Origin of the sequence: Streptomyces sp. NPDC006487, assembly GCF_042870555.1 — a bacterium.
Taxonomy (GTDB): domain Bacteria; phylum Actinomycetota; class Actinomycetes; order Streptomycetales; family Streptomycetaceae; genus Streptomyces.
This window is the reverse complement of the sequence record NZ_JBIAHN010000018.1, coordinates 88,645-110,113: the sequence shown is the minus strand read 5'-3', so window position 1 is coordinate 110,113 and position 21,469 is coordinate 88,645. Positions and strand designations below refer to the sequence as shown.

Sequence of the window (21,469 nt, the reverse complement as noted above, 5' to 3'; positions counted from 1 at the left end):
CCGGAAACGCCACCATTCGCCACCCCTTCGAATGAACTCGCCACCCGCCAGGCGCGATTCACTTGACACGAAGGCAGAACCGATCGGTTGGACAGGAGCGCGCCGGGGCGCGCGCGGCGCGGAGTGCGCCGGGCATCCGGTCCGGCCAACGTCGTAACCACCGGCACGTCCGACCCGTTGGAGGGGGCATGGGCATGGGCTTCACGATCGGCGGCAGCCGCGGCACCAAGGAGTTCCGTTCCGGCGCTCGGCGCCGCGGCCGGACGTCGGAGTGCACGACGGTGGCGGAGTACACCGGACTCTGGGGCTGGGACGTGGTCCCCGGCGCCCGTGCCGCGGGGCCCGCCCGCGACTGCTCCTGCGGTCATACGAGTTGTGGTGCGCCGGGGGCGCATCCGCTGGCCCTCGCTCCGACCGTCCCGGCCGGCGCCACCCTCGACGAGGTCACCGAGACCTGGAGCGGGTACCCGGGAGCCGCGGTCCTGCTCCCCGTCGGCCGCTCCTTCGACGTCATCGAGGTCGCCGAGGAGGCCGGGCGGCGCGCACTGGTCCGGCTGGAGCGGATGGGGCTGCCGCTCGGCCCGGTGACCGCGACCCCGGACGGCCGGGCCCAGTTCTTCGTCGCCCCGGGGGCGGCGGCCGGGCTGCCGCAGCTGCTGTACCGAATGGGCTGGGACGACGCCGGTCTCGATCTGCGCGCGCTGGGGCAGGGCTCCTACGTCACCGCCCCGCCCTCGGACTTCGCGGGCCTCGGCCCGGTCGGCTGGATGCGCCCGCCGGCCCTGGACTCGGCCGGGGATCCCCCGCAGGCCCGCCTGCTGCTGGGCACCCTCGCCTACCTCTGCCACCGGCTGCGCCGCTCATAGCCCCTCCCACGGCTCCCCGCACGGCTTCACCCGCGCCACCGGACATGGCGGTGCCCCCGGGTCCTCGGGACTCGGGGGCACTGGCCGGCGTAGGAGCGTCGGGAGCGTTCAGTCGCCGATCAGGGCGTCGACGAAGGCCTCCGGCTCGAAGGGCGCCAGGTCGTCCGCGCCCTCACCGAGGCCGATGAGCTTGACCGGGACGCCGAGCTCGCGCTGGACGGCGATGACGATGCCGCCCTTGGCGGTGCCGTCGAGCTTGGTCAGCACGATGCCGGTGATGTCCACGACCTCCGCGAAGACGCGGGCCTGGGTCAGGCCGTTCTGCCCGGTGGTGGCGTCCAGGACCAGCAGGATCTCGTCGAGCGGACCGTGCTTCTCCACGACGCGCTTGACCTTGCCGAGCTCGTCCATCAGGCCGGTCTTGGTGTGCAGACGGCCCGCCGTGTCGATGAGCACCACGTCGGCGCCCTCGGCGATGCCCTCCTTGACCGCGTCGTAGGCGATCGAGGCGGGGTCGCCGCCCTCGGGGCCGCGCACGGTGCGCGCCCCGACCCGGTCGCCCCAGGTCTGGAGCTGGTCGGCGGCGGCGGCGCGGAAGGTGTCGGCCGCACCGAGCACGACGCTGCGGCCGTCGGCGACGAGCACCCGGGCGAGCTTGCCGGTGGTGGTGGTCTTGCCGGTGCCGTTCACGCCGACGACCATGATCACGGCGGGGGTGTCCACACCGCTCTCGGTCTTCACCGCACGGTCGAAGTCGGTGCCGAGGAGCGTGACCAGCTCCTCCTTCAGCAGGGCGCGCAGATCGGCGGGGGTGCGGGTGCCGAGCACCTTGACCCGCTCGCGGAGCCGGTCCACCAGCTCCTGGGTCGGCGCGACACCCACGTCGGCGATGAGGAGGGTCTCCTCGATCTCCTCCCAGGTGTCCTCGTCGAGGTGCTCGCGGGAGAGCAGCGTGAGCAGCCCCTTGCCGAGCGTGTTCTGCGACCGGGCGAGGCGGGCGCGCAGCCGGACCAGGCGGCCGGCAGTGGGCTCGGGCACCTCGATCTCGGGGGCGGGCGGGGCCTCGACGACCGGGTCCTCGACCGCGACCGGCGATTCGAGGGCGGCCTCCGCGTCGGGGAGGGTGACCTCCTCGATCGTGCGGCGCGGTTCTTCCGCCGTCGGTGCGGCGTCCTCCCCCACCTGCGGCTCGGCGGGCGGGGCAGTGATGGTCGGCGTGCTGGGCGGGGCCGTGGGGGGCAGCTGCTTCTTCTTGCGGCTGCTGACCACGAGCCCGCTGATCGCACCGACCGCGACCAGGGCGATGACTACGGCAAGGATGAGGATTTCCATAACCCGTCCAGTATCGGCCACGCGCACGCCGAGGCGGGGACCCTGGAGGTTCACACCAGGCCATAAGCCTCTGTTTGTGGTTTTTGCGGCAAATCTACGATGATGAGCAGCCCCCCATCACGCCCCGCCTCCCCCACGGAGTACACGTATGCCTGCCGAGACCGCCGTCGAGTCGCGCGGCCTGGAGCCCGTCCCGGACGCCGAGCGCCGCGGCCGGGTCCGCGAGCTCGTCCCGACCTGGGTCGCCGCCAACATCAGCGTGCTGCTGCTGACCATGGGCGCCGGTCTCGTCATCTTCAACAAGCTGAACATCTGGCAGGTGCTCGTCGTCGCGATCGCCGCGCCCGTCGTCTCCTACGGGATCGTCGGACTCATATCCATCGCGGGCAAGCGCGGCGGCGCCCCCGGCATGGCGCTCTCCCGGGCCGTCTTCGGCCAGCGCGGCAACCTCTTCCCCGGCGCGCTGATCTGGGTCGCCCGCTGGGGCTGGGAGACCATCAACGCGGTCAGCGGCGCCTACGCCGTCCTGACCGTCCTCGACCTGGTCTTCGGCGTCAAGAAGAACACCGCACTGATCGTCGTCACCCTGCTCTTCTTCGTCGGCTGCACCTTCCTGGTCTCCGGGCTCGGCATCAACGCGCTGCGCGTCTGCTCCAAGTGGTCCACGTACCTCTTCGGCGCCTTCAGCGTGCTGGTGCTGGGCTACCTGATCGCCGAGACCGACTGGTCCGCCGTCTTCGCCAAGCCCGCCGGCTCCACCGCGATGATGATCGCGGGCATCGGCACCATCGCGGCCGGCGGCATCAGCTGGGTCCCGTCCGGCCCGGACTTCACCCGCTACCTGCCCCGTACCGCCTCCGCCAGGGGCATGGTCGGCGCGACCATCGGCGGCGCGGCCGTCGTCGTGATCCCGATGGTGCTCATGGGCGCGGTGATGGCCGTCGCCACTCCCGACCTGGCCACCGCACAGGACCCGGTGTCCTTCATCGGCGAACTGCTGCCCACCTGGATCGCGGTCCCGTACCTGCTGATCGCACTCGTCGGCATGCTGCTCATCAACTCGATGTCCATGTACTCGGCCGGCTTCACCGCCCAGACCCTCGGCATCAAGGTCCCGCGCGCGGCGGCGGTCAGCGTCAACGCCGTCATCAGCCTGGTCTTCGGCTTCCTGCTGATGGTGGTCGCGACCAGCTTCTTCGGTTCGTTCATCTCCTTCCTGACCCTGCTGGCCGTGGCCTTCTCCGCGTGGATCGGCGTCTTCGGCGTGGACATGCTGCGCCGCACCTCCTACGACGGGGCCGCGCTGCTGGACACCACGCGCGGCAGCGCGTACTGGTACCGGGGCGGTTTCGCCTGGCAGGCCATGACCGCCTGGGGCCTGGCCCTGGTGGTGGGCCTGCTGTTCACGAAGGTCGACTGGTTCAGCGGCCCGCTGGCCACCACCTGGATCGGGCAGAACGGCCTGGGCTGGGTGGCGGGCATCGTCACCTCGGCCGTCCTGTACGCGGCGCTGCCGCGCACCCCGGCGGCTCCCGAGGCCGCGGCGCAGGAGCGGGTCCCCGCCGGATCCCTGTCCAACTGACGCCACGTCAGCTAACGTCCCCCTTCGCCCGCCCACCCACCTCCGGCGAAGGGGGACTTCTCCATGCCCATCACCGTGGCCCGGTTCAACCTCATCGACCCGAACGGCACCCCGGAAACCCTCTCCGCCCGCTACAAGGCCGCGCTGGAGATGGCGAAGTACGCGGACGACCGCGGGATCGACACCATCCAGACCGAGGAGCACCACGGCACCGACAACAACTGGCTGCCCTCCCCCTTCGCCTTCGCGGGCGCCGTCTTCGGCGCCACCCGCCGGATCGCGGTCACCGTCTCGGCGATCATCGGCCCGCTGTACGACCCCCTGAAGGTGGCCGAGGACATCGCCGTACTGGACCTGCTCAGCGGCGGCCGCCTCGTCACCGTGGCCGGCATCGGCTACCGGCCCGAGGAGTACGAGCAGCACGGCGTGGAGTGGGGCCGGCGCGGCAAGCTCCAGGACGAGCTGCTGGAGACCCTGCTGAAGGCGTGGACGGGCGAGCCGTTCGAGTTCCGCGGCCGTACCGTACGGGTCACCCCGCGGCCCTTCACCCAGCCGCACCCGCTGCTCCTGGTCGGCGGCAGCTCGGAGGCGGCGGCCCGCCGGGCGGCCCGCCTGGGGCTGCCGTTCTTCCCGAGCGCGCACCTGCCCGAGCTTGAGGCGTACTACAACGCGAAGCTCGCGGAGTACGGCACGGAGGGCTTCTGCATGATGCCGGCGGCCGAGACCCCGCTGCTGCACATCGCGGAGGACCCGGACCGGGCCTGGGACCAGTACGGCGAGCGGTTCCTCCACGAGGCCGGGATGTACGCCTCCTGGCAGTCCAAGGACATCCGCAGCGCGGTGCGGTCGGGCGCGACCACCGTGGCGGAGCTGCGCACCGAGGGGGTGTACCGCATCCTGACCCCGGACGAGGCGGTCGCGTACGCCCGCGGCGCCGGCGAGGCGGGGAACCTGGTGCTGCACCCGCTGTGCGGCGGGATGCCCGTGGACGAGGGCTGGCGGAGCCTGCAGCTCCTGTGCGAACAGGTACTGCCCCGCCTCAAGGACTGAGACGGGGCAGCGGATCCGGGAGGAGAGGGGGCTGTCGGCGGGGCGGTCAGCCCATCTCCTCCAACGCCTTGCCCTTGGTCTCCGGCACCCATTTCAGGATGAACGGGATCGAGAGCACGGCGAAGACCGCGTAGATGACGTAGGCGCCGGACAGGTTCCAGTCCGAGAGCGTCGGGAACGAGACGGTGATGACCCAGTTGGCGATCCACTGGGCGGCGGCCGCCACGCCGAGGGCCGCGGCGCGGATGCGGCCGGGGAACATCTCGCCGAGCAGGACCCAGACCACCACGCCCCAGGACAGGGCGAAGAAGAGGACGAAGCAGTTGGCCGCGATGAGGGCCACGAGACCCTGGGCGTGCGGCAGGGCGATGTCGCCGCCGCTGGTGTCCTTGTACGAGAAGGCCCAGGCGGCGAGCGCGAGGGAGATCGCCATGCCCACGGACCCGATGAGCGCGAGGGGTTTGCGGCCGATGCGGTCCACGAAGACCATCGCGATCACCGTACCGATGATGTTCACGACCGAGGTCTCGAAGGAGTACAGGAACGAGGAGCTCGGGTCGATGCCGACCGACTGCCACAGCGAGGAGCTGTAGTAGAAGATCACGTTGATGCCGACGAGCTGCTGGAAGACGGAGAGGCCGATGCCGATCCAGACGATCGGCAGGAAGCCGAAACGGCCGCCGAGGAGGTCCTTGAAGGTGGACTTCTGCTCCGAGTGGATGGCGTTGTCGATCTCGCGGACGCGGGCGTCGGCGTCGATGCCCTCGCCTTCGACCTCCCGCAGGACCGTCTTGGCCTTCTCCATGCGGCCGGCCGATACGAGGAAGCGCGGGGACTCGGGGATGGCGAAGGAGAGCAGGCCGTAGAGCACGGCCGGGACCACCATCACGCCCAGCATCCACTGCCAGGCCTCGAGGCCGCCGATCTTGCCGCGCTGGTCGCCGTCGGCGAGGTTCAGGATGCCCCAGTTGACCAGCTGCGAGATGGCGATGCCGATGACGATGGCGGCCTGCTGGAAGGAGGCGAGCCTGCCCCGGTAGGCGGGCGGGGAGACCTCCGCGATGTAGGCGGGGCCGATCACCGAGGCCATGCCGATGCCGAAGCCGCCGATGACGCGCCAGACGGCCAGGTCCCAGAGGGCGAAGGGCAGGGCCGAGCCGATGGCGCTCGCGGTGAAGAGCACCGCGGCGATCTGCATGCAGCGGATCCGGCCGATCCGGTCGGCGATGCGGCCGGCGGTGGCCGCGCCCAGCGCGCAGCCGATCAGGGCGGCGGCGATCACCTGGGCGAGGGTCGCCGAGCCGACGTCGAAGCGGTCGCGGATGGCCTCGACCGCACCGTTGATGACGGAGCTGTCGTAGCCGAAGAGGAACCCGCCCATCGCGGCGGCCGCGGTGATGAAGATGACGTGCCCGAGGTGGTCGGGCTGCGATACGTGGCCGCCGCCAGGATCCTGGGGCCGCGTCGTGCTGCTGCTCAAGGTGCGCTCCTGCGTGCCGGCTGCGGTGACGGGCTGAGGGTGTGATCCCTCCCAGTGGCGCACAGGTCAAGATCGCGCACCATTCGGAAGGGCCATCGGTGGCGCACCTGCCCCGGACGGACCCGGCCACACCCCACCCGGCTTCATCCGGCCCCGACGACCTCATCTGCCCGCCCGGCTTCATCCGGCCGTGGCCGCCCGCCCGGCCGCATCCGCCCGCTCCGTCACACCCGGCCGCTCCGGCCCACCCGGCCGCTCCGCCCTACCCAGCGGCCCCCGGCCCACCCAGCCGCTCCGGCCCACCCGGCGGCCCCGGCCCACCCGGCACACCGGGCCGCCCCGCCGCACCCGGCCCTCCCGTCACCGCAGGCGCTGGCTGATCACCTTCGACACCCCGTCGCCCTGCATCGAGACCCCGTAGAGCGCGTCGGCGACCTCCATGGTCCGCTTCTGGTGCGTGATCACGATCAGCTGCGAGCTCTCCTGCAGCTCCTCCATGATCCGGATCAGCCGCTGGAGGTTGGTGTCGTCGAGTGCGGCCTCGACCTCGTCCATCACGTAGAACGGGCTGGGCCGCGCCTTGAAGATGGAGACCAGCAGCGCCACGGCGGTCAGCGAGCGTTCGCCGCCCGAGAGCAGCGACAGCCGCTTGACCTTCTTGCCCGGCGGCCGGGCCTCGACGTCCACGCCCGTGGTGAGCATGTTGTCCGGATCCGTCAGGATCAGCCGGCCCTCACCGCCGGGGAACAGCCGCGAGAACACCCCCTCGAACTGGCGGGCCGTATCCCGGTAGGCCTCCGTGAAGACCTGCTCCACCCGCTCGTCGACCTCCTTCACGACCTGGAGGAGGTCGGCTCTGGTCTTACGCAGGTCCTCCAGCTGCTCGCTGAGGAACTTGTGCCGTTCCTCCAGCGCCGCGAACTCCTCGAGCGCCAGCGGGTTGACCTTGCCGAGCTGCTGGTAGGCCCGCTCGGCCGCCTTCAGCCGCTTCTCCTGCCGGGCGCGTACGAAGGGCTCCGGCCCGGCCTCCCCGTCCTCGGCGTCCCGGTCCTCCCCGTCCGCGGACGGGCTCGGCGGAACCGGCTGGTCAGGCCCGTACTCGGCGACGAGCCCCGGGGCCGCCATCCCGAACTCCTCCAGCGCGCGGCTCTCCACCTGCTCGATCCGCATGCGCTTCTCGGCGCCGAGCACCTCGCCCCGGTGCACGGAGTCCGTCAGTTTGTCGAGCTCGCCCTTCAGGCCGCGGCCCAGCCCCCGGGCCTCGTCGAGCTCGCGCTCCCGCACGCCCTTCGCGTACTCGGCCGACGTGCGCTCGCCCACGGCGCGGGTCAGCGACACCTCGATGTGCGCGAGCAGCTGGCGGGCTCCGGCGGCGACGGCCGCGGCCACCTGCGCCTCGTACCGCAGCCGTTCCCGGCGGCGCTCGGCCCTGGCACGGGCCTCCCGCTCGGCCCTGGCCCCGCGGTCGAGGGAATCGGCCCGGCCCGCGAGCCCCTTCACCCGCTCCTCGTGGGTCCTGAGCTGAAGCCGGGCCTCCATCTCGGTCTGCCGCGCGTTCGCCCCGTCGGCCGCGAGCCGGTCCCTGCGCGAGGTGTCCGGCTCCTCCTCCGCAGGCATCTCCTCGGCGACCGCGAGCCGTTCCGCGCACTCCTCCACGTCGGCCAGCGCCTGCTCCAGCGCGTCCTGCGCCGAGGCCGCGGCCGCCGCGGCGCGCTCGGCTTCGCCCAGCGCCCCCTTCGCCTGCCCTGCGAGCCGCCCGAGCTGCTGCGCGACCCCGGCCCGGGCCCGCTCGGCGGCCCGCCGGAGCTCGCCGAGCTCCTCGACCCGGGCCCCGGCCGCCACCCGTCGCGCATCGGCCGCCGCCTTCTCGCCCTCCAGCACCAGACACCGGCCGTCCAGCCGGGCCAGCTCCGCGGCCGCCTCGTCGACGGCGGCCTGCACCTCGATCAGGCTCGGCACCCCGGCGGACCCGCCGTGCGCGAGGTGCGCACCGAGCACGTCCCCCTCGGCGGTCACGGCCACCAGCTCGGGCCGCGCGGCCACCAGCGCCTCGGCCTCGTCGAGCCCCCCGACCACCACGAAGTCCCGCAACACCCACGCCACGGCCCGCACCACTTCCGCGTCCCCCTGCACGAGCCCCGCTGCCGCGACCGCTGACCCGGCAACCCGCACCGCAGCTCCGGCCGCATCCGGCCTCGCCGGCGTTCGAGGCGCGGGGTCCGGGACGGAGCCCGCGTCGCGGGAAGGGGCGGGGTGGGGGAAGACCGTCCCCGGACCGGCCCCGGAAACCTGCTGCCCGCCCCCGGGGCCGACACCGGTTCCCGGTTCCGAACCCGGGGTCGATGCCACGGTCCGGGCCGAGTCCTGCTCCTGAGCCGAGCCCGCATCGGGGGCCCGAACCGGTCCTCGGGCCCGCCCCGAATCCGGGGCGGGGACCGCACCCGGGGCGGGGACCGCACCCGGCGCCGGGGCCTGCCCCGGGACGCCGGACCCTGCCACCGCACCGCCGGAGACCACCGCACCGCCGGAGGCCATTGCCGCCGCCTGGCCCGGGACCCCGGTCCCCATCGCCGAGCCGCCGGAGGCCACCACGCTCGGAGCGATCAGAAACGCGGCCCTCCCCGCCTCCCCGTCCCGCAGGTACCGGATCGCCCCGGCCGCCGCCGCCGTCGACGTGACGGCCACCGCGTCCGCCGCCGCGCCCAGCGCCGCCGCCACCGCGACCTCGTACCCCGGGGTCACGGACAGCCGCTGCGCCGCCGGCCCCAGCAGTCCCTCCAGCCGCGCGGCGAGCAGCTCCGCCGTACCGTCCTTGCGGCGCAGCCCCATCGCCAGGGCATCCCGTCGCGCCGACACCGCCGCCTTCGAACGCTCCGCCGCCGCCAACGCGTCCCGGGTCTCCCCGAGTCCGGCTTCCGCCGCCGCCAGCTCGGCCCGCGCCGTCTCGTACTCCCCCTGCCCGGAGCCGGACGCAGCATCCTCACCCGCCCCCGGCGGCTCCTCCCCGACCTCCTCCGCCAGTGCCTCGTACTCCTCGCGCGCCTCCTCCGCCCGTGCCCGCGCTCCGTCCCGCGCCAGCACCAGCCGGTCGATCTCCGCCTGGGCCGCGCCCGCGCGGGAGCGGGCCGCGCCGAGCCTGCCCGTCAGCCGTGCCAGCGCCTCGCGCCGGTCGGCGATGGCCCGCGCCACGTCCCGCAGCCGCCGTTCCTCATCGGCCAGCGAACGCTCCAGTTCGGCCCGGTGGGCGACCGTGTCCTCCAGTGCCCGCGCGGCCGCCTCGAGTGCTGCCGTCAGCTCCGCCTCCTGCTCGCGGATCCGCGCGGCCTCCCTCTCCATCTCCTCCGGGTCCCGGCCCCGCCGCTCCTCCTCGGCCGGAGCCGAGGAGGAGGTGACCCGGGCGTCCGCCAGCGACACCGTCCCGCGCACGCGTTCGGCGAGCTGCGACAGCTCGTACCAGGTCTGCTGTGCCCGCTGGAGCCGCGGCGCGAGTTCGCGTACGGCCTCCTCCAGTTCGGATTCCCGCCGCACCGCCGCCGCGAGCTGTGCCTCGGCCGCCTCCTTGCGCTCCTTCAGGGCCGCCTCGTCCGCGATCTCCGCGTCGAGCGCGCCCTTGAGCGTCACGAGGTCGTCGGCGAGCAGCCGCAGCCGCGCGTCCCGCAGGTCCGCCTGGATCACGGCCGCCCGCCGGGCCACCGCCGCCTGCCTGCCCAGGGGCTTCAGCTGCCGCTGCAACTCGTTGCCCAAGTCCTGCACGCGCGCGAGGTTGGCCTGCATCGCGTCCAGCTTCCGCAGCGCCTTCTCCTTGCGCTTGCGGTGCTTGAGCACCCCGGCCGCCTCCTCGATGAAGGCGCGGCGGCCCATCGGGTCGGCGTGCAGTACGGAGTCCAGCTGGCCCTGTCCGACGATGACGTGCATCTCGCGGCCGATGCCGGAGTCGGAGAGCAGTTCCTGGATGTCGAGGAGGCGGCAGGTGTCGCCGTTGATCTGGTACTCGCTGCTGCCGCCGCGGAACATGATCCGCGTGATGGTGACCTCGGCGTACTCGATGGGCAGCGCGCCGTCGGAATTGTCGATGGTGAGCGAGACCTCGGCGCGGCCGAGCGGCGGGCGGCCGGTCGTGCCGGCGAAGATGACGTCTTCCATCTTCCCGCCGCGCAGGGACTTGGCCCCTTGTTCGCCCATGACCCAGGAGAGCGCGTCCACCACATTGGACTTGCCGGAGCCGTTGGGGCCCACGACACAGGTGATGCCCGGCTCGAAGCGCAGGGTGGTTGCGGAGGCGAATGATTTGAAGCCACGCAGGGTCAGGGACTTGAGGTGCACGCCGCCGGACTCTACCTTTCACGTTCGGTTTCGCCCATGAAGGTGCAGGGCAGATCAGACGCTAAAGGAATGGGCCCCCCACCTGGCGCAACGCGCCCGGCGGCCTTGCCCGAGGCGGGAAAGGCCGAAGGAAAGCGGGAAAGGGACGAGCGGAAAGAAAGAAGGGACGCCGAAGCGTCCCTTGCAGATCATGCGGTTCTGTTGATCGAGCGACGAGGGAGCGCGGATCAGGTGAGCGCAGGCTCCGCCTGGGGTACGTCGAGGTCGATGCCGTCAAGCAACGAGTCTCCGTGCTGTGCGGCGGCCGCGTTCAGAGCGTCGTTTTCGGACTGGATTCGTCCGAGCTCGGACTCGAGGTCCTGGACGCGCTGCTGAAGCCGTCGCATCTCGGCGAGGAGTCGCGGGTCGGAACCGCCGACGTAACCGAGAAGCGCCTTTGCCATGATGGATGGTCCTCCACACTGAGTGACCGACCGAAGCGGTGTGGGTCGTGAGGGAATCGCACCCGCGGATGTCCGGCAGCGACTGTCAGTCACTGCATCGATCTTTCGCTGACACTGTGTACTGCCAGCACTGCCAAACAGCTCAGGATGCGCGGGGCTTCCAGCGTCTCACCAAAAAGTTTGACGGTCAACACGATCACGCCCCGTATCGGCGGGCATCCCGGCCCCCGCAAGGGACATGGAGATCATCCTCGTCTCCGAGCCTTCCACGGATCCAGCGCGTCGGCAACGCGTCGGCGACGAATGCGCAGTTCCGACCGCATGCGGACCATCCGGCGATGTGTTCAGTACATGATCAGTCGATCGCTCACCGGATCGCGAACCCGTCGTAGCCACCGCGCGGTGTGCCCCAGATCTCTGTCACCCCGTCCACACTCCCGGGCGTGTCGGCGCCGTGCAGCCACGCCAGGAGCCGGTGGCAATTCTCACGTTGACCTTCGGCCACCACCTGCACTCGCCCGTCGTCCAGGTTGAGCGCGAAGCCGGCCAGTCCGCCGATCTCCATGGCGTTGGCCCTGGTGAACCAGCGGAAGCCCACTCCCTGTACACGGCCGCGCACCCAGGCGGTCATCCGCACATCTTCATTCATGCCTGAACGCTAACCGGGCAAACAATTCCGGGTCACCTCGCCCCCTGTCGCCATGGCGTACAGTCGCGCAGCAATGAGCTCACCCATTTGGGTGAGTAAAGGTTGATCTTGAACTGCTGAACCCGAACCACAGGAAGGTGAGCCGCGATGGGACGCCACCGACTCCACGCCGCGCCGCGCCCCGGCGGCAAGCGCCGCGCCGCCCTGCGAGGCGGCCTGCTCGGCGCGTCCGTGGCCGTCGTCCTCGGCACGGCGGCCGTCACCACGGGCGTCGTCCCGGTCGGTTCCTCCTTCCCCTACGTAGGGGTCACGGCCGCGAGCTCCGACGCGAAGACCGCGGAGGCCAAGGCCCAGGCCTCGCCGAGCCCCGAGAGCGCGCTGGAGCAGCAGGGCGGCCTCGCCAACCTCTCCGGCCGGGCCTCCGCGGGAGCGAGCGCCCGCCCCTCCTCCGCCTCCCCCACCCCCTCCGCCTCGCCGTCCCCGTCGGCCAGCCCGTCCCCGTCCCCCTCCACGGAGCCGGCGAAGACCCCGCAGGCGAGCCCCACCCCGACCCCGGTGAAGCCGAAGCCCTCCGCGCCGAAGACCTCCGCCCCTGCGGCTCCGAAGGCCCCGCCCACCTCGGCCGGTCACTCCGCCGAGGAGGCGGCCGTACTCACCCTGGTGAACCAGGAGCGCGCACAGGCCGGCTGCGGTCCGGTCCGGGCGAACCCGCCGCTGGCGGCGCTGGCCGGAGCGTTCAGCAAGGACATGGCCGTCCGGGGCTTCTTCGACCACACGGACCCCGACGGCAACACCCCGTGGGACCGTGCCACCAAGGCCGGCATATCGGGGATGGGCGGCGAGAACATCGCCCGGGGCCAGGGCGACGCGGCGGCCGTGATGGAGGGCTGGATGAACAGCCCGGGCCACAAGGCCAACATCCTCAACTGCGAGTTCCGCACCCTGGGCGTCGGTATGTACGACGCCGCCGGCGGCCCCTGGTGGACCCAGGACTTCGGTTTCTGACAGCGGAAACGGGCGGGGGCACGGTCGCGCGCGGCGGATATCGCCGCGCCCGACCGTGCCCCCGCCCGTTTCTCCGTACCGTGCCCCCGCCGGGCGGGCGGCGCCCGGTGCCCGGGCCGTACGCCGGACCCGTCGGGCCCGTCGGACCCGTCAGACGGACGCCAGGGCGGCGCGGCCGGCGAGCAGGACACGGGTCTGCTGGGTGACGCGGCCGCCGAGGTGCTCGGCGGTGGCGATGTCGGCCTTGTGGACGAACTCGGGACCCTGGTCACCGTTGGACTGGGCGGCGGCGCCGTCGAAGAAGCCCAGGCGGTTGATGTCGTTCTCGGAGCCGGTGCTGGAGTTCCAGCCCGGCTTCAGGCCCAGGTTGACCCAGCTCATGCCGTGCTGCGAGGCCAGGGTCTGGAAGTAGTCGAGGGTGTTGCCCTTGTCGCCGGACTTGGAGCCGGAGTTGGTGAAGCCCGCGGCGACCTTGTCCTGCCAGCCGCCCGCGAACCAGATCTTCGAGGTGGCCTCGGCGAAGACGTGGAAGGCGCCGGAGGCGGTGCCCATGTAGGTCGGAGCGCCGAAGACGATCGCGTCGGACGCGGTCAGGAGCTCCCACTGCGCGTCGTCGATCTCGTCGACCTTGATCAGGTGCACGGTCGCACCGGCGTCGAGGGCGCCGGCCTTGACGGCCTCGGCGATCACAGCGGTGTGGCCGTAGCCGGAGTGGTAGGCGATCGAGACGACAGGGGTGTAAGTGGCTGCAGACAAGGCGGGTCTCCCTCGGAAAACACCGTGGTGGGTCACGGCGTTGCGCGGCTTGGTAACTACCCCGAGGAAAGCACTAACTTTTCGAAAGCGCAAGCTGGATGGCTGGCGCTGCACAGTAGTAGGCTGAAATCATGCAGACTCCAGGGTGTGGCGAGGCCGGGGACGACGGCGCGCCCGAACAGGCCTCCGAGGCCTTCGATGTGTTCGCTCGCGCGTGCCCGTCCCGCGAGACGCTGGAGCACGTCACGGGTCGCTGGGGCAGCCTCACGGTCGGTGCCCTGTCCAAGGGGCCGTGCCGGTTCAACGAGCTGCGCCGCCGGGTGGACGGCATAAGCGAGAAAATGCTCTCCCAGACCCTGCACGCGCTGGAGCGCGACGGCATCGTCAACCGGGAGGCCCAGCCCACCAACCCGCCCCGCGTCGACTACGAGCTGACCCCGTTCGGCGCCGAGGTCGCACAGCGCGTGGACGCGCTCATCGGGCTGCTGGAGGGCAGCATGCCCGCGGTGCTCTCTTCCAGGTCCGCCTACGACGCCACGCGCGAGGGCCGCTGGCAGCGCGGGCAGAAGTAGCTCGACCGGTTCATCCAGGGCCGGCGCCGCATCGGAGTGCCGCAGCGCCGGCAGGGCTCGTCCTCCCGCCCGTAGGCGTCGAGGGAACGGTCGAAGTAGCCGGACTCGCCGTTGACGTTGACGTAGAGGCTGTCGAAGCTGGTGCCGCCGACGGCGAGGGCCTCGTTCATGACGTCACGGACGTGGCCGAGGAGTTCCGTGCTCCGGGGGCGCGTGAGCGTGGCCGTGGGGCGCTCGTAGTGCAGCTTGGCGCGCCAGAGCGACTCGTCCGCGTAGATGTTGCCGACCCCGCTGATCAGCGACTGGTCGAGCAGCGCCCGCTTCACCGTGGTGCGCTTGGCGCGCAGCGCCAGATGGTAGGCCGCCTCGTCGAACAGCGGGTCCAGGGGGTCGCGCGCGATGTGCGCGATGACGTCGGGCAGCCCGTCCCGGCTGTCGGGAACGCAGGGGTGCAGCGAGAGTCCGCCGAAGGTCCGCTGGTCGACGAAGCGCAGCTCGGTCCCGGCGTCGTCCCCGAACCGCACCCGGATGCGCAGGTGCTTCTCGTCGGGGGCCCCCTCGGGCTGCACGAGGAGCTGCCCGCTCATCCCGAGGTGCCCGAGCACGGAGTGCTCGCGCTCCTCCAGCGGCAGCCACAGGTACTTGCCGCGCCGCTGCGGCACCCCGAAGGTCTCCCCCGTGAGCCGCGCCGCGAAATCGGCGCCGCCGCCCTCGTGCCGGCGTACGGCGCGCGGATGCAGCACCTCGACGGCCGTGACGGTCCGCCCGGCCACCCAGCGTTCCAGCCCGCGCCGCACCACTTCGACCTCGGGCAGCTCGGGCACGGTGTTCCTCCGGAGGGTTCGGTCGGGCTTTCTCCCGCGAGCGTACCGACTTGCCCCGCGGGGCTCGTCCCCCTCCCCGACTTTCCGCCCTCCCCCGCGCCCTGCCCGGGCCCGCGCCTGCGGGGCACGCGCCCGGAAACGGGTCCGCCCCGCCTCCTGCCGGAGCAGGTGGCGGGGCGGGGAGTTCCCGGAAGAACGGGTCAGGCTTCGGGCGCCGGGTCGGCGGGGGTCGTCGCCCCGTCGGCCTCGGCCGGAGCCTCGGTCGCGGCCGGAGCCTGGACCTCGGCCGGAGCGGCGCCGGACTCGGAGCCCGCCGCGGTACTGATACCGCGCCACGCGGACTCGGCCGCCTGCTGTTCCGCTTCCTTCTTGCTGCGTCCGACACCGGAGCCGTAGGAGATTCCACCGACGCGCGCGGCGGCGGTGAAGGTCTTCTCATGGTCCGGGCCGGTCTCGGTGACCAGGTATTCGGGAACGCCCAGACCCTCGGCCGCCGTGAGCTCCTGGAGACTGGTCTTCCAGTCCAGGCCGGCACCGAGGTTCGAGGACTTCTCGATGAGCGGGTCGAAGAGCCGGTGAACCAGCTCCGAGGCCGCGTCGAGGCCCTGGTCGAGGTAGACCGCGCCGATCACCGCTTCAAGGGTGTCGGCGAGGATGGAGGCCTTGTCCCGGCCACCCGTGCCCTCTTCGCCCCGGCCGAGCCGGATGAAGGAGCCGAGTTGGAGGCCGCGGCTGACCTCCGCCAGTGCACGCGAGTTGACTACCGCGGCCCGCAGTTTGGCCAGTTGGCCTTCCGGCAGGTCGGGGTGGGTCGTGTACAGCGTGTCCGTGACCACCAGGCCGAGCACGGAGTCCCCGAGGAACTCCAGGCGTTCGTTGGTGGGCAGACCGCCGTTCTCGTACGCGTACGAGCGGTGGGTCAGCGCACGCACCAGAAGGGCGGACTCGAGTCGATACCCGAGCCGCCCTTCCAGAAGCACGTGGGACGAGGCCGCGTTGTTACTGACTGCCTGCTTCTCAGCGTTGGACAGCTCAGACATTGCGCCTCTCACCAGCCGCTCAGACCTCGAGGACCTGGCGCTTGTTGTAGGTGCCGCAGCTCGGGCACGCAATGTGCTGGAGCTTCGGCTCCTGGCAACGCTCACACGAAACCAGGGTGGGGACCGCAGCCTTCCACTGCGACCGGCGGTGGCGCGTGTTGCTGCGCGACATCTTCCGCTTCGGAACAGCCACGGCTACTTCTCCTGCTTCTCGGCGGCGCTCTGAACTCCGTCGGAGGCAGTGCCGCTCATATTGTCCTTCTCGACGCCCTGATCGGTGACGAGTCCCTGCAGTGCCGCCCAACGGATGTCGACGGCGTCATGGTGGTGGTCCGGGTCGTCGTTCAGGCTGAGCCCGCAATCGGGGCACAGTCCGAGACAGTCCTCCCGGCACACCGGCTGCAGCGGCAGTGCGAGCACCACCACATCGCGCAGCACGGATTCGAGGTCGAACAAACCGTCCTCGAGAAAGAGCGTGTCCTCGTCGTCCTCGGCGTCGTCGGCCGGCTCCGCCTTGGAGCGGATCCGGTCGTCGGCGTCAGGGTACGAGAACATCTCCTGGAAGTCCGCCTTGAGCTCACACTCGACGGCCTCCAGACACCTTACGCATTCCCCGGTCGCCGAGCCACGGGCGGTGCCTGTGACAAGCACCCCTTCCATGACCGACTCCAGGCGGAGCTTGAGGTTCAGCCGGCTGCCTTCCGGCACTCCGATGACCCCGGCGAGACCGAGGTCCGCCGGCGCCGCGATCTCGCGGGACAGCCGCAGCATGGCACCAGGACGCCGACCCAGCTCGTGCGTGTCGAACACGAGGGGGTTGCGGTGGTCGAGGTGGGTGTTCAGGGCTGTTCCCGCTTTCACAAAATCACTGGAGACTGCTGAAGATCAAGATTTCCGCCACTCAAGGGCAGCATGGATCGCGGTGCATACGCGCGACCGAAGAGCCAGGATACCCGCCGCTTCGCCCTGAGCCCAATCCAGGTTCGGAAGCGAGCTCAGCGGCCCTGTTCGTACTGGCGCAGCTGGTCCAGGTTGATCATGCTCGTGTCGAAGAAGCTGGTCTCGTCGAGCGCCGCCTGCTGGTCCTGCGTCCCCTGCTGCGGCTGCTGGTAGCCGCCGTAGGGGTCGGGCTGCTGCTCGTAGGAGACCGCGTACGGGTCCGGCTGCTGCCCCTGCTGCTGGTAGCCCGCGTACGGGTCCTGGTAGGCGTAGGCGTCCTGCTGGACCGGCTGCTGGTAGGCATAGGCGTCGTACGAGGGCTGCGGCTCCGGCTGGGCCTGCGCGGGGATCAGCGGCGCCTGCGGCTCGGCCAGCCCGGCAAGGAAGTCCGCGTCGCTCGAGGAGCGCGACTGCTGGTGCCCCACCGCGTCCTGGGCGGCCATGTGGGCGCCGAGGTCGTCGGTGGCCACGCGGCCCAGCAGCTTCTGCCGGCCCCGGCCGACGGCCTCGAGGGTCTTGGAGAGCACCGCTTCGAAGGTGGCCAGCTTGGTGTCCACGTACGCGTCCGCCTGCTGCCGCTGCGTCTCGGGGTCGTGGCTGCGCTCGGGCGCTTCGGCGTCGGGGTAGCCCTGCTCGTCGAGCCCGGCACCCCGGCCGAGCAGCTTCTCGCGGCCCCGGTCCACCGAGCCGATGGTCTTGGTGAGCACGACCTCGAAGTTCGCGAGCTTGCTGTCGACGTAGTCGTCGGCCTCGGCCTTGACCTCGTCGGCCTCCCGGCGGGCCTCCGCCAGGATCCGGTCCGCCTCGTCCTGGGAGCGCCGGGCGACTTCGGTGTCGGAGATCAGCGAACCGCGCTGGGCGTGCGCCGACTCGATGATCCGGTCGGCCTCGCGGCGGGCCTCCTCGACCATCTGCTCCCGGCCGCCGATGAGCTCCTGGGCCTGTGCGAGCGAGCCCGGCAGGGCGCCCCGCACCTCTTCGAGCAGGGCGAGCAGCTCGGCGCGGTTGATCACGCACGAGGCCGACATGGGCATGGACCGGGCGCTGCCGACGGCCGCGACGATCTCGTCGAGCTTCTTCTGCACGTCCATGGGTGCTCGCACTCTCTCGGCCCCGGGCGGTTCCCGAGACGGACGGGACGACTGTAAGGCCACCGGCCCGGGAGCCGACACCGGCTGACTCCGGGTCAGGGGCGCCGGCGGCCGCGGTCAGCGCCGGGGCAGGCGCTCCAGCAGCGCCGCGTGCACGTGTGCGGGCAGCAGGTGGGCCACGTCCCCGCCCCAGGCCGCCACTTCCTTGACCAGGGAGGAGGACAGGAAGCTGTAGGTGGGGTTGGTCGGGACGAAGAGCGTCTCGACGCCCGACAGGCCCATGTTCATCTGGGCCATCTGCAGCTCGTAGTCGAAGTCGCTGACCGCGCGCAGACCCTTGACGATGGCCGGGATCTCGCGCTGCTTGCAGAAGTCGACGAGGAGCCCGTGGAAGGACTCGACCACGATGTTGCCGTAGCCCGCGGTCGCCTCGCGGATCAGCTCGATCCGCTCTTCCACGGTGAAGAGGCCCTGCTTGGACTGGTTGATCATCACGGCGACGTGGACCACGTCGTAGAGCCGCGAGGCCCTGCCGATGATGTCGAGGTGTCCGTTGGTGATGGGGTCGAACGACCCCGGACAGACGGCGCGGCGCAACTGCATTCCCTCGTTCCCGGGTGCGGGCTTCATGACTCTTCGCTGATGGAGGCGGCGCGACCGTACCAAAGGGTGCCCTCGCCGTACTTCCTGGAGCGCAGCGGCTCGAAGCCGTCCGGCCACGGGAAGGCTCCGCTGCGGGTCCTGCGCTCCACGGTGACGAGCGCGTCGTCGGTGAGCCAGCCATTGGACCGGAGTGTGAGGAGGATCTCGCACAGGTCGGCGTGCTCCACCTCGTACGGCGGGTCCAGGAAGACCACGTCGTACGGGTCCCCGTGCGCGGCGCCGGCAGCGATCTGCTCGGCCTTGCCGGACCGGAATTCGGCGCCGGGCAGGCCCACGGAGGCGATGTTGTCCTTGATCGCCTTGGCGGCCTTGGCGTCGGGCTCGACCAGCAGCGCGTGGTCGGCGCCGCGGGAGAGCGCCTCCAGGCCGACGGCGCCGGAACCGGCGTAGAGGTCGAGGACGCGGGCCCCCTCGACTCCGTGCAGCGACTCCCAGGTGGAGAAGAGGCCTTCGCGCATCCGGTCCGAGGTGGGGCGGGTGCCGGTGCCGGGCGGTACGGCGAGGCGTCGCCCGCCGGCGGTTCCGGCGATCACGCGGGTCATCTGGGGTCCTTCGGTGAGCGGGGCGGAGGGTGGTGCAGGCCTTCAACGATAGGTCGTGCCCGTCACCCCTTCTCCAGGTACTGCTCCCGCTCGGTGTCCAGGAGTGCGTCCAGGGCGGTCCGAAGGCCCGGCAGCCGCGTGAGCTCGGGGTCCTCGGCGACCACGCGGGTGGCCTCCTCCCGGGCCTGGGTGATGACCTCCTCGTCCTCGATGACCGCGAGCATCCGCAGTGAGGAGCGCACGCCGGACTGGGCCTGCCCGAGCACGTCGCCCTCGCGGCGCTGCTCCAGGTCGATGCGGGAGAGCTCGAAGCCGTCCAGGGTGGCGGCGACGGCCGCGAGCCGGGCGCGGGCGGGGCTGGCCTCGTGCATCTCGCTGACCAGCAGGCACAGTCCGGGGGCGGAGCCGCGGCCGACGCGGCCGCGGAGCTGGTGGAGCTGGGAGACGCCGAAGCGGTCCGCGTCCATGATCACCATGACGGTGGAGTTCGGGACGTTCACACCGACCTCGATGACGGTGGTGGCGACCAGCACCTTGACCTCGCCCGCGGTGAAGCGGCGCATGACGTCGTCCTTGTCGGCGGGGTCCATCCGCCCGTGCAGCACCTCGACGGACAGTCCGGCGAGGGGGCCGCGGGTGAGCTGCTCGGCGATCTCCAGCACCGCGAGCGGGGGCCTCTTGTCGCCGTCCTCCTCGGCCGCCGTCTTCTTCTTGGCCGATGCCGACTTGGCTCCCTTGCCGTTCTCGTCCTCCCCGTCGCCGATGCGCGGACAGACCACGTACGCCTGGTGGCCGTTCTCCACTTCCTCGCGGACCCGCTCCCAGGCCCGGGCCAGGAAGTGCGGCTTGTCCTTGGCGGGCACCACGTGGGTGGCGATCGGGGAGCGGCCGGCGGGGAGCTGGTCCAGTACGGAGGTCTCCAGATCGCCGAAGACGGTCATGGCGACCGTGCGCGGGATCGGGGTGGCGGTCATGACGAGCAGGTGCGGGGGCTGCTTCCCCTTGGAGCGCAGGGCGTCGCGCTGTTCCACGCCGAAGCGGTGCTGTTCGTCGACGACGACCAGGCCGAGGTCGTGGAACTGCACCTTGTCCTCGATCAGTGCGTGCGTGCCGATCACGAGCCCGGCCTCGCCGGTGACCAGGTCCAGCAGTGCCCGGCGGCGGGCGGGCACCCCCATCGAGCCGGTGAGCAGGACCACCTTGGTCCCCCGGTCGGAGCCGCCGAGCATGCCCCCCTCGGCGAGCTCGCCCATCATCTCGGTGATGGACCGGTGGTGCTGCTGCGCGAGCACCTCGGTGGGGGCGAGCATGGCGGCCTGTCCGCCGGAGTCGACGACGGCGAGCATCGCCCGCAGGGCGACCATTGTCTTCCCCGAACCGACTTCGCCCTGGAGGAGGCGGTGCATGGGGTGGCTGGTGGCGAGGTCGTCGAAGATCTCCTTCGAGACGGTCCGCTGGCCTTCGGTGAGGGTGAAGGGGAGCTTGGCGTCGAAGGATTCGAGGAGGCCGCCGGGGGTGGGGCGGCGGGGTACGGCCGGGAGCTGGGAGTCGGCGTGCCTGCGGCGGGCCAGGGCGACCTGGAGGACGAAGGCCTCGTCCCACTTCAGGCGCCCGCGGGCGTCCTCGATGTCGGCCTTGGTGACCGGGCGGTGGATCTTCAGCAGGGCCTCGGTGAGCGGGACCAGTCCGCGGTCCTCGCGCAGGGCGGGCGGCAGCGGGTCGACGACCTCCTGGGCCGTGGGGAGCACCGCGTCCACGCATTTGGCGATCTTCCAGGACTCCAGCTTGGCGCAGGCCGGGTAGATCGGGATGAGCTGGCTCGCGAAGGCGGCGGCCGCGTCCCGGTCGGAGGCGTCCTCGCCGAGCGGCTCGTAGGCGGGGTGGGCGAGCTGGAGCTTGTGGTTGAACATCCCGACCTTGCCCGCGAACATCGCGCGGCTGCCGGGCAGCAGTTCCTTGTGCGGTTTGTGGACGCCCGACCCGAAGAAGACGAGCTGGAGCCGTCCGCTGCCGTCGGTGATGGTGACTTCGAGGCGCTTTCCGCCGCCCCGGCTGCCCTGGTACGTCAGCAGGCGGGCGTCGGCGACCTGTGCGACCACCGTGACGTGTTCGTCGATCTGGTCGGCGAGTTCGGCCAGCGACGTCAGCTCGCCGCGCTCCGCGTACCGCCGGGGGTAGTGGTGGAGCAGGTCAAGGGCCGTGTGCAGGCCGAGCTGCTCGGCCAGCACCTTCGCGGTGGCGGGGCCGAGGGTCTTCTTGAGGTCTTCGTCGAGCGCGGGCACGTGTTCCATTGCACACCATGGGGCCGACAA

The 21,469-nt window shown here is 71.6% G+C and carries 19 protein-coding genes; 5 read left to right on the top strand and 14 right to left on the bottom strand.

Features of this window, described 5'->3' with window-relative positions:
- Positions 1 to 194: 194 nt before the first annotated feature.
- Entirely contained in the window at positions 195 to 866 is a 672-nt protein-coding gene (locus ACFYM0_RS29745) for a bifunctional DNA primase/polymerase (protein WP_388506678.1), read from the top strand.
- 108 nt (positions 867 to 974) lie between these two features.
- On the opposite strand, the gene ftsY is transcribed toward ACFYM0_RS29745, so the two are convergent.
- Positions 975 to 2,198 (bottom strand): signal recognition particle-docking protein FtsY, encoded by a 1,224-nt coding sequence (gene ftsY / locus ACFYM0_RS29740; RefSeq protein WP_388506676.1) that lies wholly within the window; start codon positions 2,196 to 2,198, stop codon positions 975 to 977.
- A gap of 148 nt (positions 2,199 to 2,346) precedes the next feature.
- On the opposite strand from ftsY, the gene ACFYM0_RS29735 reads away from it, so the two are divergent.
- A complete protein-coding gene (locus ACFYM0_RS29735) occupies positions 2,347 to 3,780 on the top strand; it encodes a cytosine permease (RefSeq protein WP_388506674.1) in 1,434 nt (477 codons plus the stop codon).
- Positions 3,781 to 3,843: 63 nt separating this feature from the next.
- On the top strand, positions 3,844 to 4,830 hold the full coding sequence (locus ACFYM0_RS29730; protein ID WP_388506672.1) for an LLM class flavin-dependent oxidoreductase: 987 nt from the start codon (positions 3,844 to 3,846) through the stop codon (positions 4,828 to 4,830).
- A gap of 46 nt (positions 4,831 to 4,876) precedes the next feature.
- Here ACFYM0_RS29730 and ACFYM0_RS29725 read toward each other — a convergent pair whose 3' ends face one another.
- The 4 genes from ACFYM0_RS29725 to ACFYM0_RS29710 all read right to left on the bottom strand — a co-directional run bounded on the left by ACFYM0_RS29725 (position 4,877) and on the right by ACFYM0_RS29710 (position 11,725).
- Positions 4,877 to 6,310 (bottom strand): sugar porter family MFS transporter, encoded by a 1,434-nt coding sequence (locus ACFYM0_RS29725; protein WP_388506670.1) that lies wholly within the window; start codon positions 6,308 to 6,310, stop codon positions 4,877 to 4,879.
- A 360-nt stretch (positions 6,311 to 6,670) separates the two neighbouring features.
- Positions 6,671 to 10,633, bottom strand: a complete 3,963-nt coding sequence (locus tag ACFYM0_RS29720; RefSeq protein WP_388506668.1) for an AAA family ATPase — start codon at positions 10,631 to 10,633, stop codon at positions 6,671 to 6,673.
- A 227-nt stretch (positions 10,634 to 10,860) separates the two neighbouring features.
- On the bottom strand, positions 10,861 to 11,076 hold the full coding sequence (locus tag ACFYM0_RS29715) for a hypothetical protein (RefSeq protein WP_214947849.1): 216 nt from the start codon (positions 11,074 to 11,076) through the stop codon (positions 10,861 to 10,863).
- Between the two features lie 367 nt (positions 11,077 to 11,443).
- Positions 11,444 to 11,725, bottom strand: coding sequence for an acylphosphatase (locus tag ACFYM0_RS29710; RefSeq protein WP_388506666.1), 282 nt, complete (start codon positions 11,723 to 11,725; stop codon positions 11,444 to 11,446).
- A 147-nt stretch (positions 11,726 to 11,872) separates the two neighbouring features.
- Between ACFYM0_RS29710 and ACFYM0_RS29705 the strand changes: the two genes are divergently transcribed.
- Complete coding sequence (locus ACFYM0_RS29705; RefSeq protein ID WP_388506664.1) at positions 11,873 to 12,730, top strand: CAP domain-containing protein; 858 nt, start codon at positions 11,873 to 11,875, stop codon at positions 12,728 to 12,730.
- A gap of 150 nt (positions 12,731 to 12,880) precedes the next feature.
- Here the strand turns inward: ACFYM0_RS29705 and ACFYM0_RS29700 are convergent, their stop codons facing one another.
- The gene (locus ACFYM0_RS29700; protein ID WP_388506662.1) at positions 12,881 to 13,486 is read right to left on the bottom strand and encodes a flavodoxin family protein; all 606 of its coding nucleotides are present in this window, start codon (positions 13,484 to 13,486) and stop codon (positions 12,881 to 12,883) included.
- A 131-nt stretch (positions 13,487 to 13,617) separates the two neighbouring features.
- Here ACFYM0_RS29700 and ACFYM0_RS29695 point away from each other — a divergent pair, with 131 nt between their 5' ends.
- A complete protein-coding gene (locus ACFYM0_RS29695) occupies positions 13,618 to 14,058 on the top strand; it encodes a winged helix-turn-helix transcriptional regulator (RefSeq protein ID WP_388506660.1) in 441 nt (146 codons plus the stop codon).
- Here ACFYM0_RS29695 and mutM read toward each other — a convergent pair.
- The 8 genes from mutM to recG form a co-directional block, all read right to left on the bottom strand.
- Positions 14,013 to 14,882 (bottom strand): bifunctional DNA-formamidopyrimidine glycosylase/DNA-(apurinic or apyrimidinic site) lyase, encoded by an 870-nt coding sequence (gene mutM / locus ACFYM0_RS29690; protein WP_327255138.1) that lies wholly within the window; start codon positions 14,880 to 14,882, stop codon positions 14,013 to 14,015. The genes ACFYM0_RS29695 and mutM overlap by 46 nt on opposite strands.
- A gap of 200 nt (positions 14,883 to 15,082) precedes the next feature.
- Positions 15,083 to 15,922, bottom strand: a complete 840-nt coding sequence (rnc, locus tag ACFYM0_RS29685) for a ribonuclease III (protein ID WP_388506658.1) — start codon at positions 15,920 to 15,922, stop codon at positions 15,083 to 15,085.
- Between the two features lie 19 nt (positions 15,923 to 15,941).
- Positions 15,942 to 16,115, bottom strand: coding sequence for a 50S ribosomal protein L32 (gene rpmF, locus ACFYM0_RS29680; protein WP_003965982.1), 174 nt, complete (start codon positions 16,113 to 16,115; stop codon positions 15,942 to 15,944).
- Positions 16,116 to 16,117: 2 nt separating this feature from the next.
- On the bottom strand, positions 16,118 to 16,783 hold the full coding sequence (locus ACFYM0_RS29675) for a DUF177 domain-containing protein (RefSeq protein ID WP_266904102.1): 666 nt from the start codon (positions 16,781 to 16,783) through the stop codon (positions 16,118 to 16,120).
- Between the two features lie 134 nt (positions 16,784 to 16,917).
- A complete protein-coding gene (locus tag ACFYM0_RS29670; protein ID WP_388506655.1) occupies positions 16,918 to 17,952 on the bottom strand; it encodes a cell division initiation protein in 1,035 nt (344 codons plus the stop codon).
- A 117-nt stretch (positions 17,953 to 18,069) separates the two neighbouring features.
- Positions 18,070 to 18,549, bottom strand: a complete 480-nt coding sequence (coaD, locus tag ACFYM0_RS29665) for a pantetheine-phosphate adenylyltransferase (protein ID WP_243337845.1) — start codon at positions 18,547 to 18,549, stop codon at positions 18,070 to 18,072.
- Between the two features lie 29 nt (positions 18,550 to 18,578).
- Entirely contained in the window at positions 18,579 to 19,157 is a 579-nt protein-coding gene (rsmD, locus tag ACFYM0_RS29660; protein WP_388506653.1) for a 16S rRNA (guanine(966)-N(2))-methyltransferase RsmD, read from the bottom strand.
- A 62-nt stretch (positions 19,158 to 19,219) separates the two neighbouring features.
- Positions 19,220 to 21,448, bottom strand: a complete 2,229-nt coding sequence (gene recG / locus ACFYM0_RS29655; protein ID WP_388506651.1) for an ATP-dependent DNA helicase RecG — start codon at positions 21,446 to 21,448, stop codon at positions 19,220 to 19,222.
- Between the last annotated feature and the right edge of the window lie 21 nt (positions 21,449 to 21,469).

Bases quoted from the DNA above. Each gene is read 5' to 3' on its own strand.
- ACFYM0_RS29745 (WP_388506678.1), top strand. From the start codon at position 195: ATGGGCTTCACGATCGGCGGCAGCCGCGGCACCAAGGAGTTCCGTTCC.
- rsmD (WP_388506653.1), bottom strand. From the start codon at position 19,157: ATGACCCGCGTGATCGCCGGAACCGCCGGCGGGCGACGCCTCGCCGTA.
- rnc (WP_388506658.1), bottom strand. From the start codon at position 15,922: ATGTCTGAGCTGTCCAACGCTGAGAAGCAGGCAGTCAGTAACAACGCG.
- ACFYM0_RS29735 (WP_388506674.1), top strand. From the start codon at position 2,347: ATGCCTGCCGAGACCGCCGTCGAGTCGCGCGGCCTGGAGCCCGTCCCG.
- ACFYM0_RS29670 (WP_388506655.1), bottom strand. From the start codon at position 17,952: ATGGACGTGCAGAAGAAGCTCGACGAGATCGTCGCGGCCGTCGGCAGC.
- ftsY (WP_388506676.1), bottom strand. From the start codon at position 2,198: ATGGAAATCCTCATCCTTGCCGTAGTCATCGCCCTGGTCGCGGTCGGT.
- ACFYM0_RS29730 (WP_388506672.1), top strand. From the start codon at position 3,844: ATGCCCATCACCGTGGCCCGGTTCAACCTCATCGACCCGAACGGCACC.
- ACFYM0_RS29695 (WP_388506660.1), top strand. From the start codon at position 13,618: ATGCAGACTCCAGGGTGTGGCGAGGCCGGGGACGACGGCGCGCCCGAA.
- recG (WP_388506651.1), bottom strand. From the start codon at position 21,448: ATGGAACACGTGCCCGCGCTCGACGAAGACCTCAAGAAGACCCTCGGC.
- ACFYM0_RS29705 (WP_388506664.1), top strand. From the start codon at position 11,873: ATGGGACGCCACCGACTCCACGCCGCGCCGCGCCCCGGCGGCAAGCGC.
- ACFYM0_RS29715 (WP_214947849.1), bottom strand. From the start codon at position 11,076: ATGGCAAAGGCGCTTCTCGGTTACGTCGGCGGTTCCGACCCGCGACTC.
- ACFYM0_RS29710 (WP_388506666.1), bottom strand. From the start codon at position 11,725: ATGAATGAAGATGTGCGGATGACCGCCTGGGTGCGCGGCCGTGTACAG.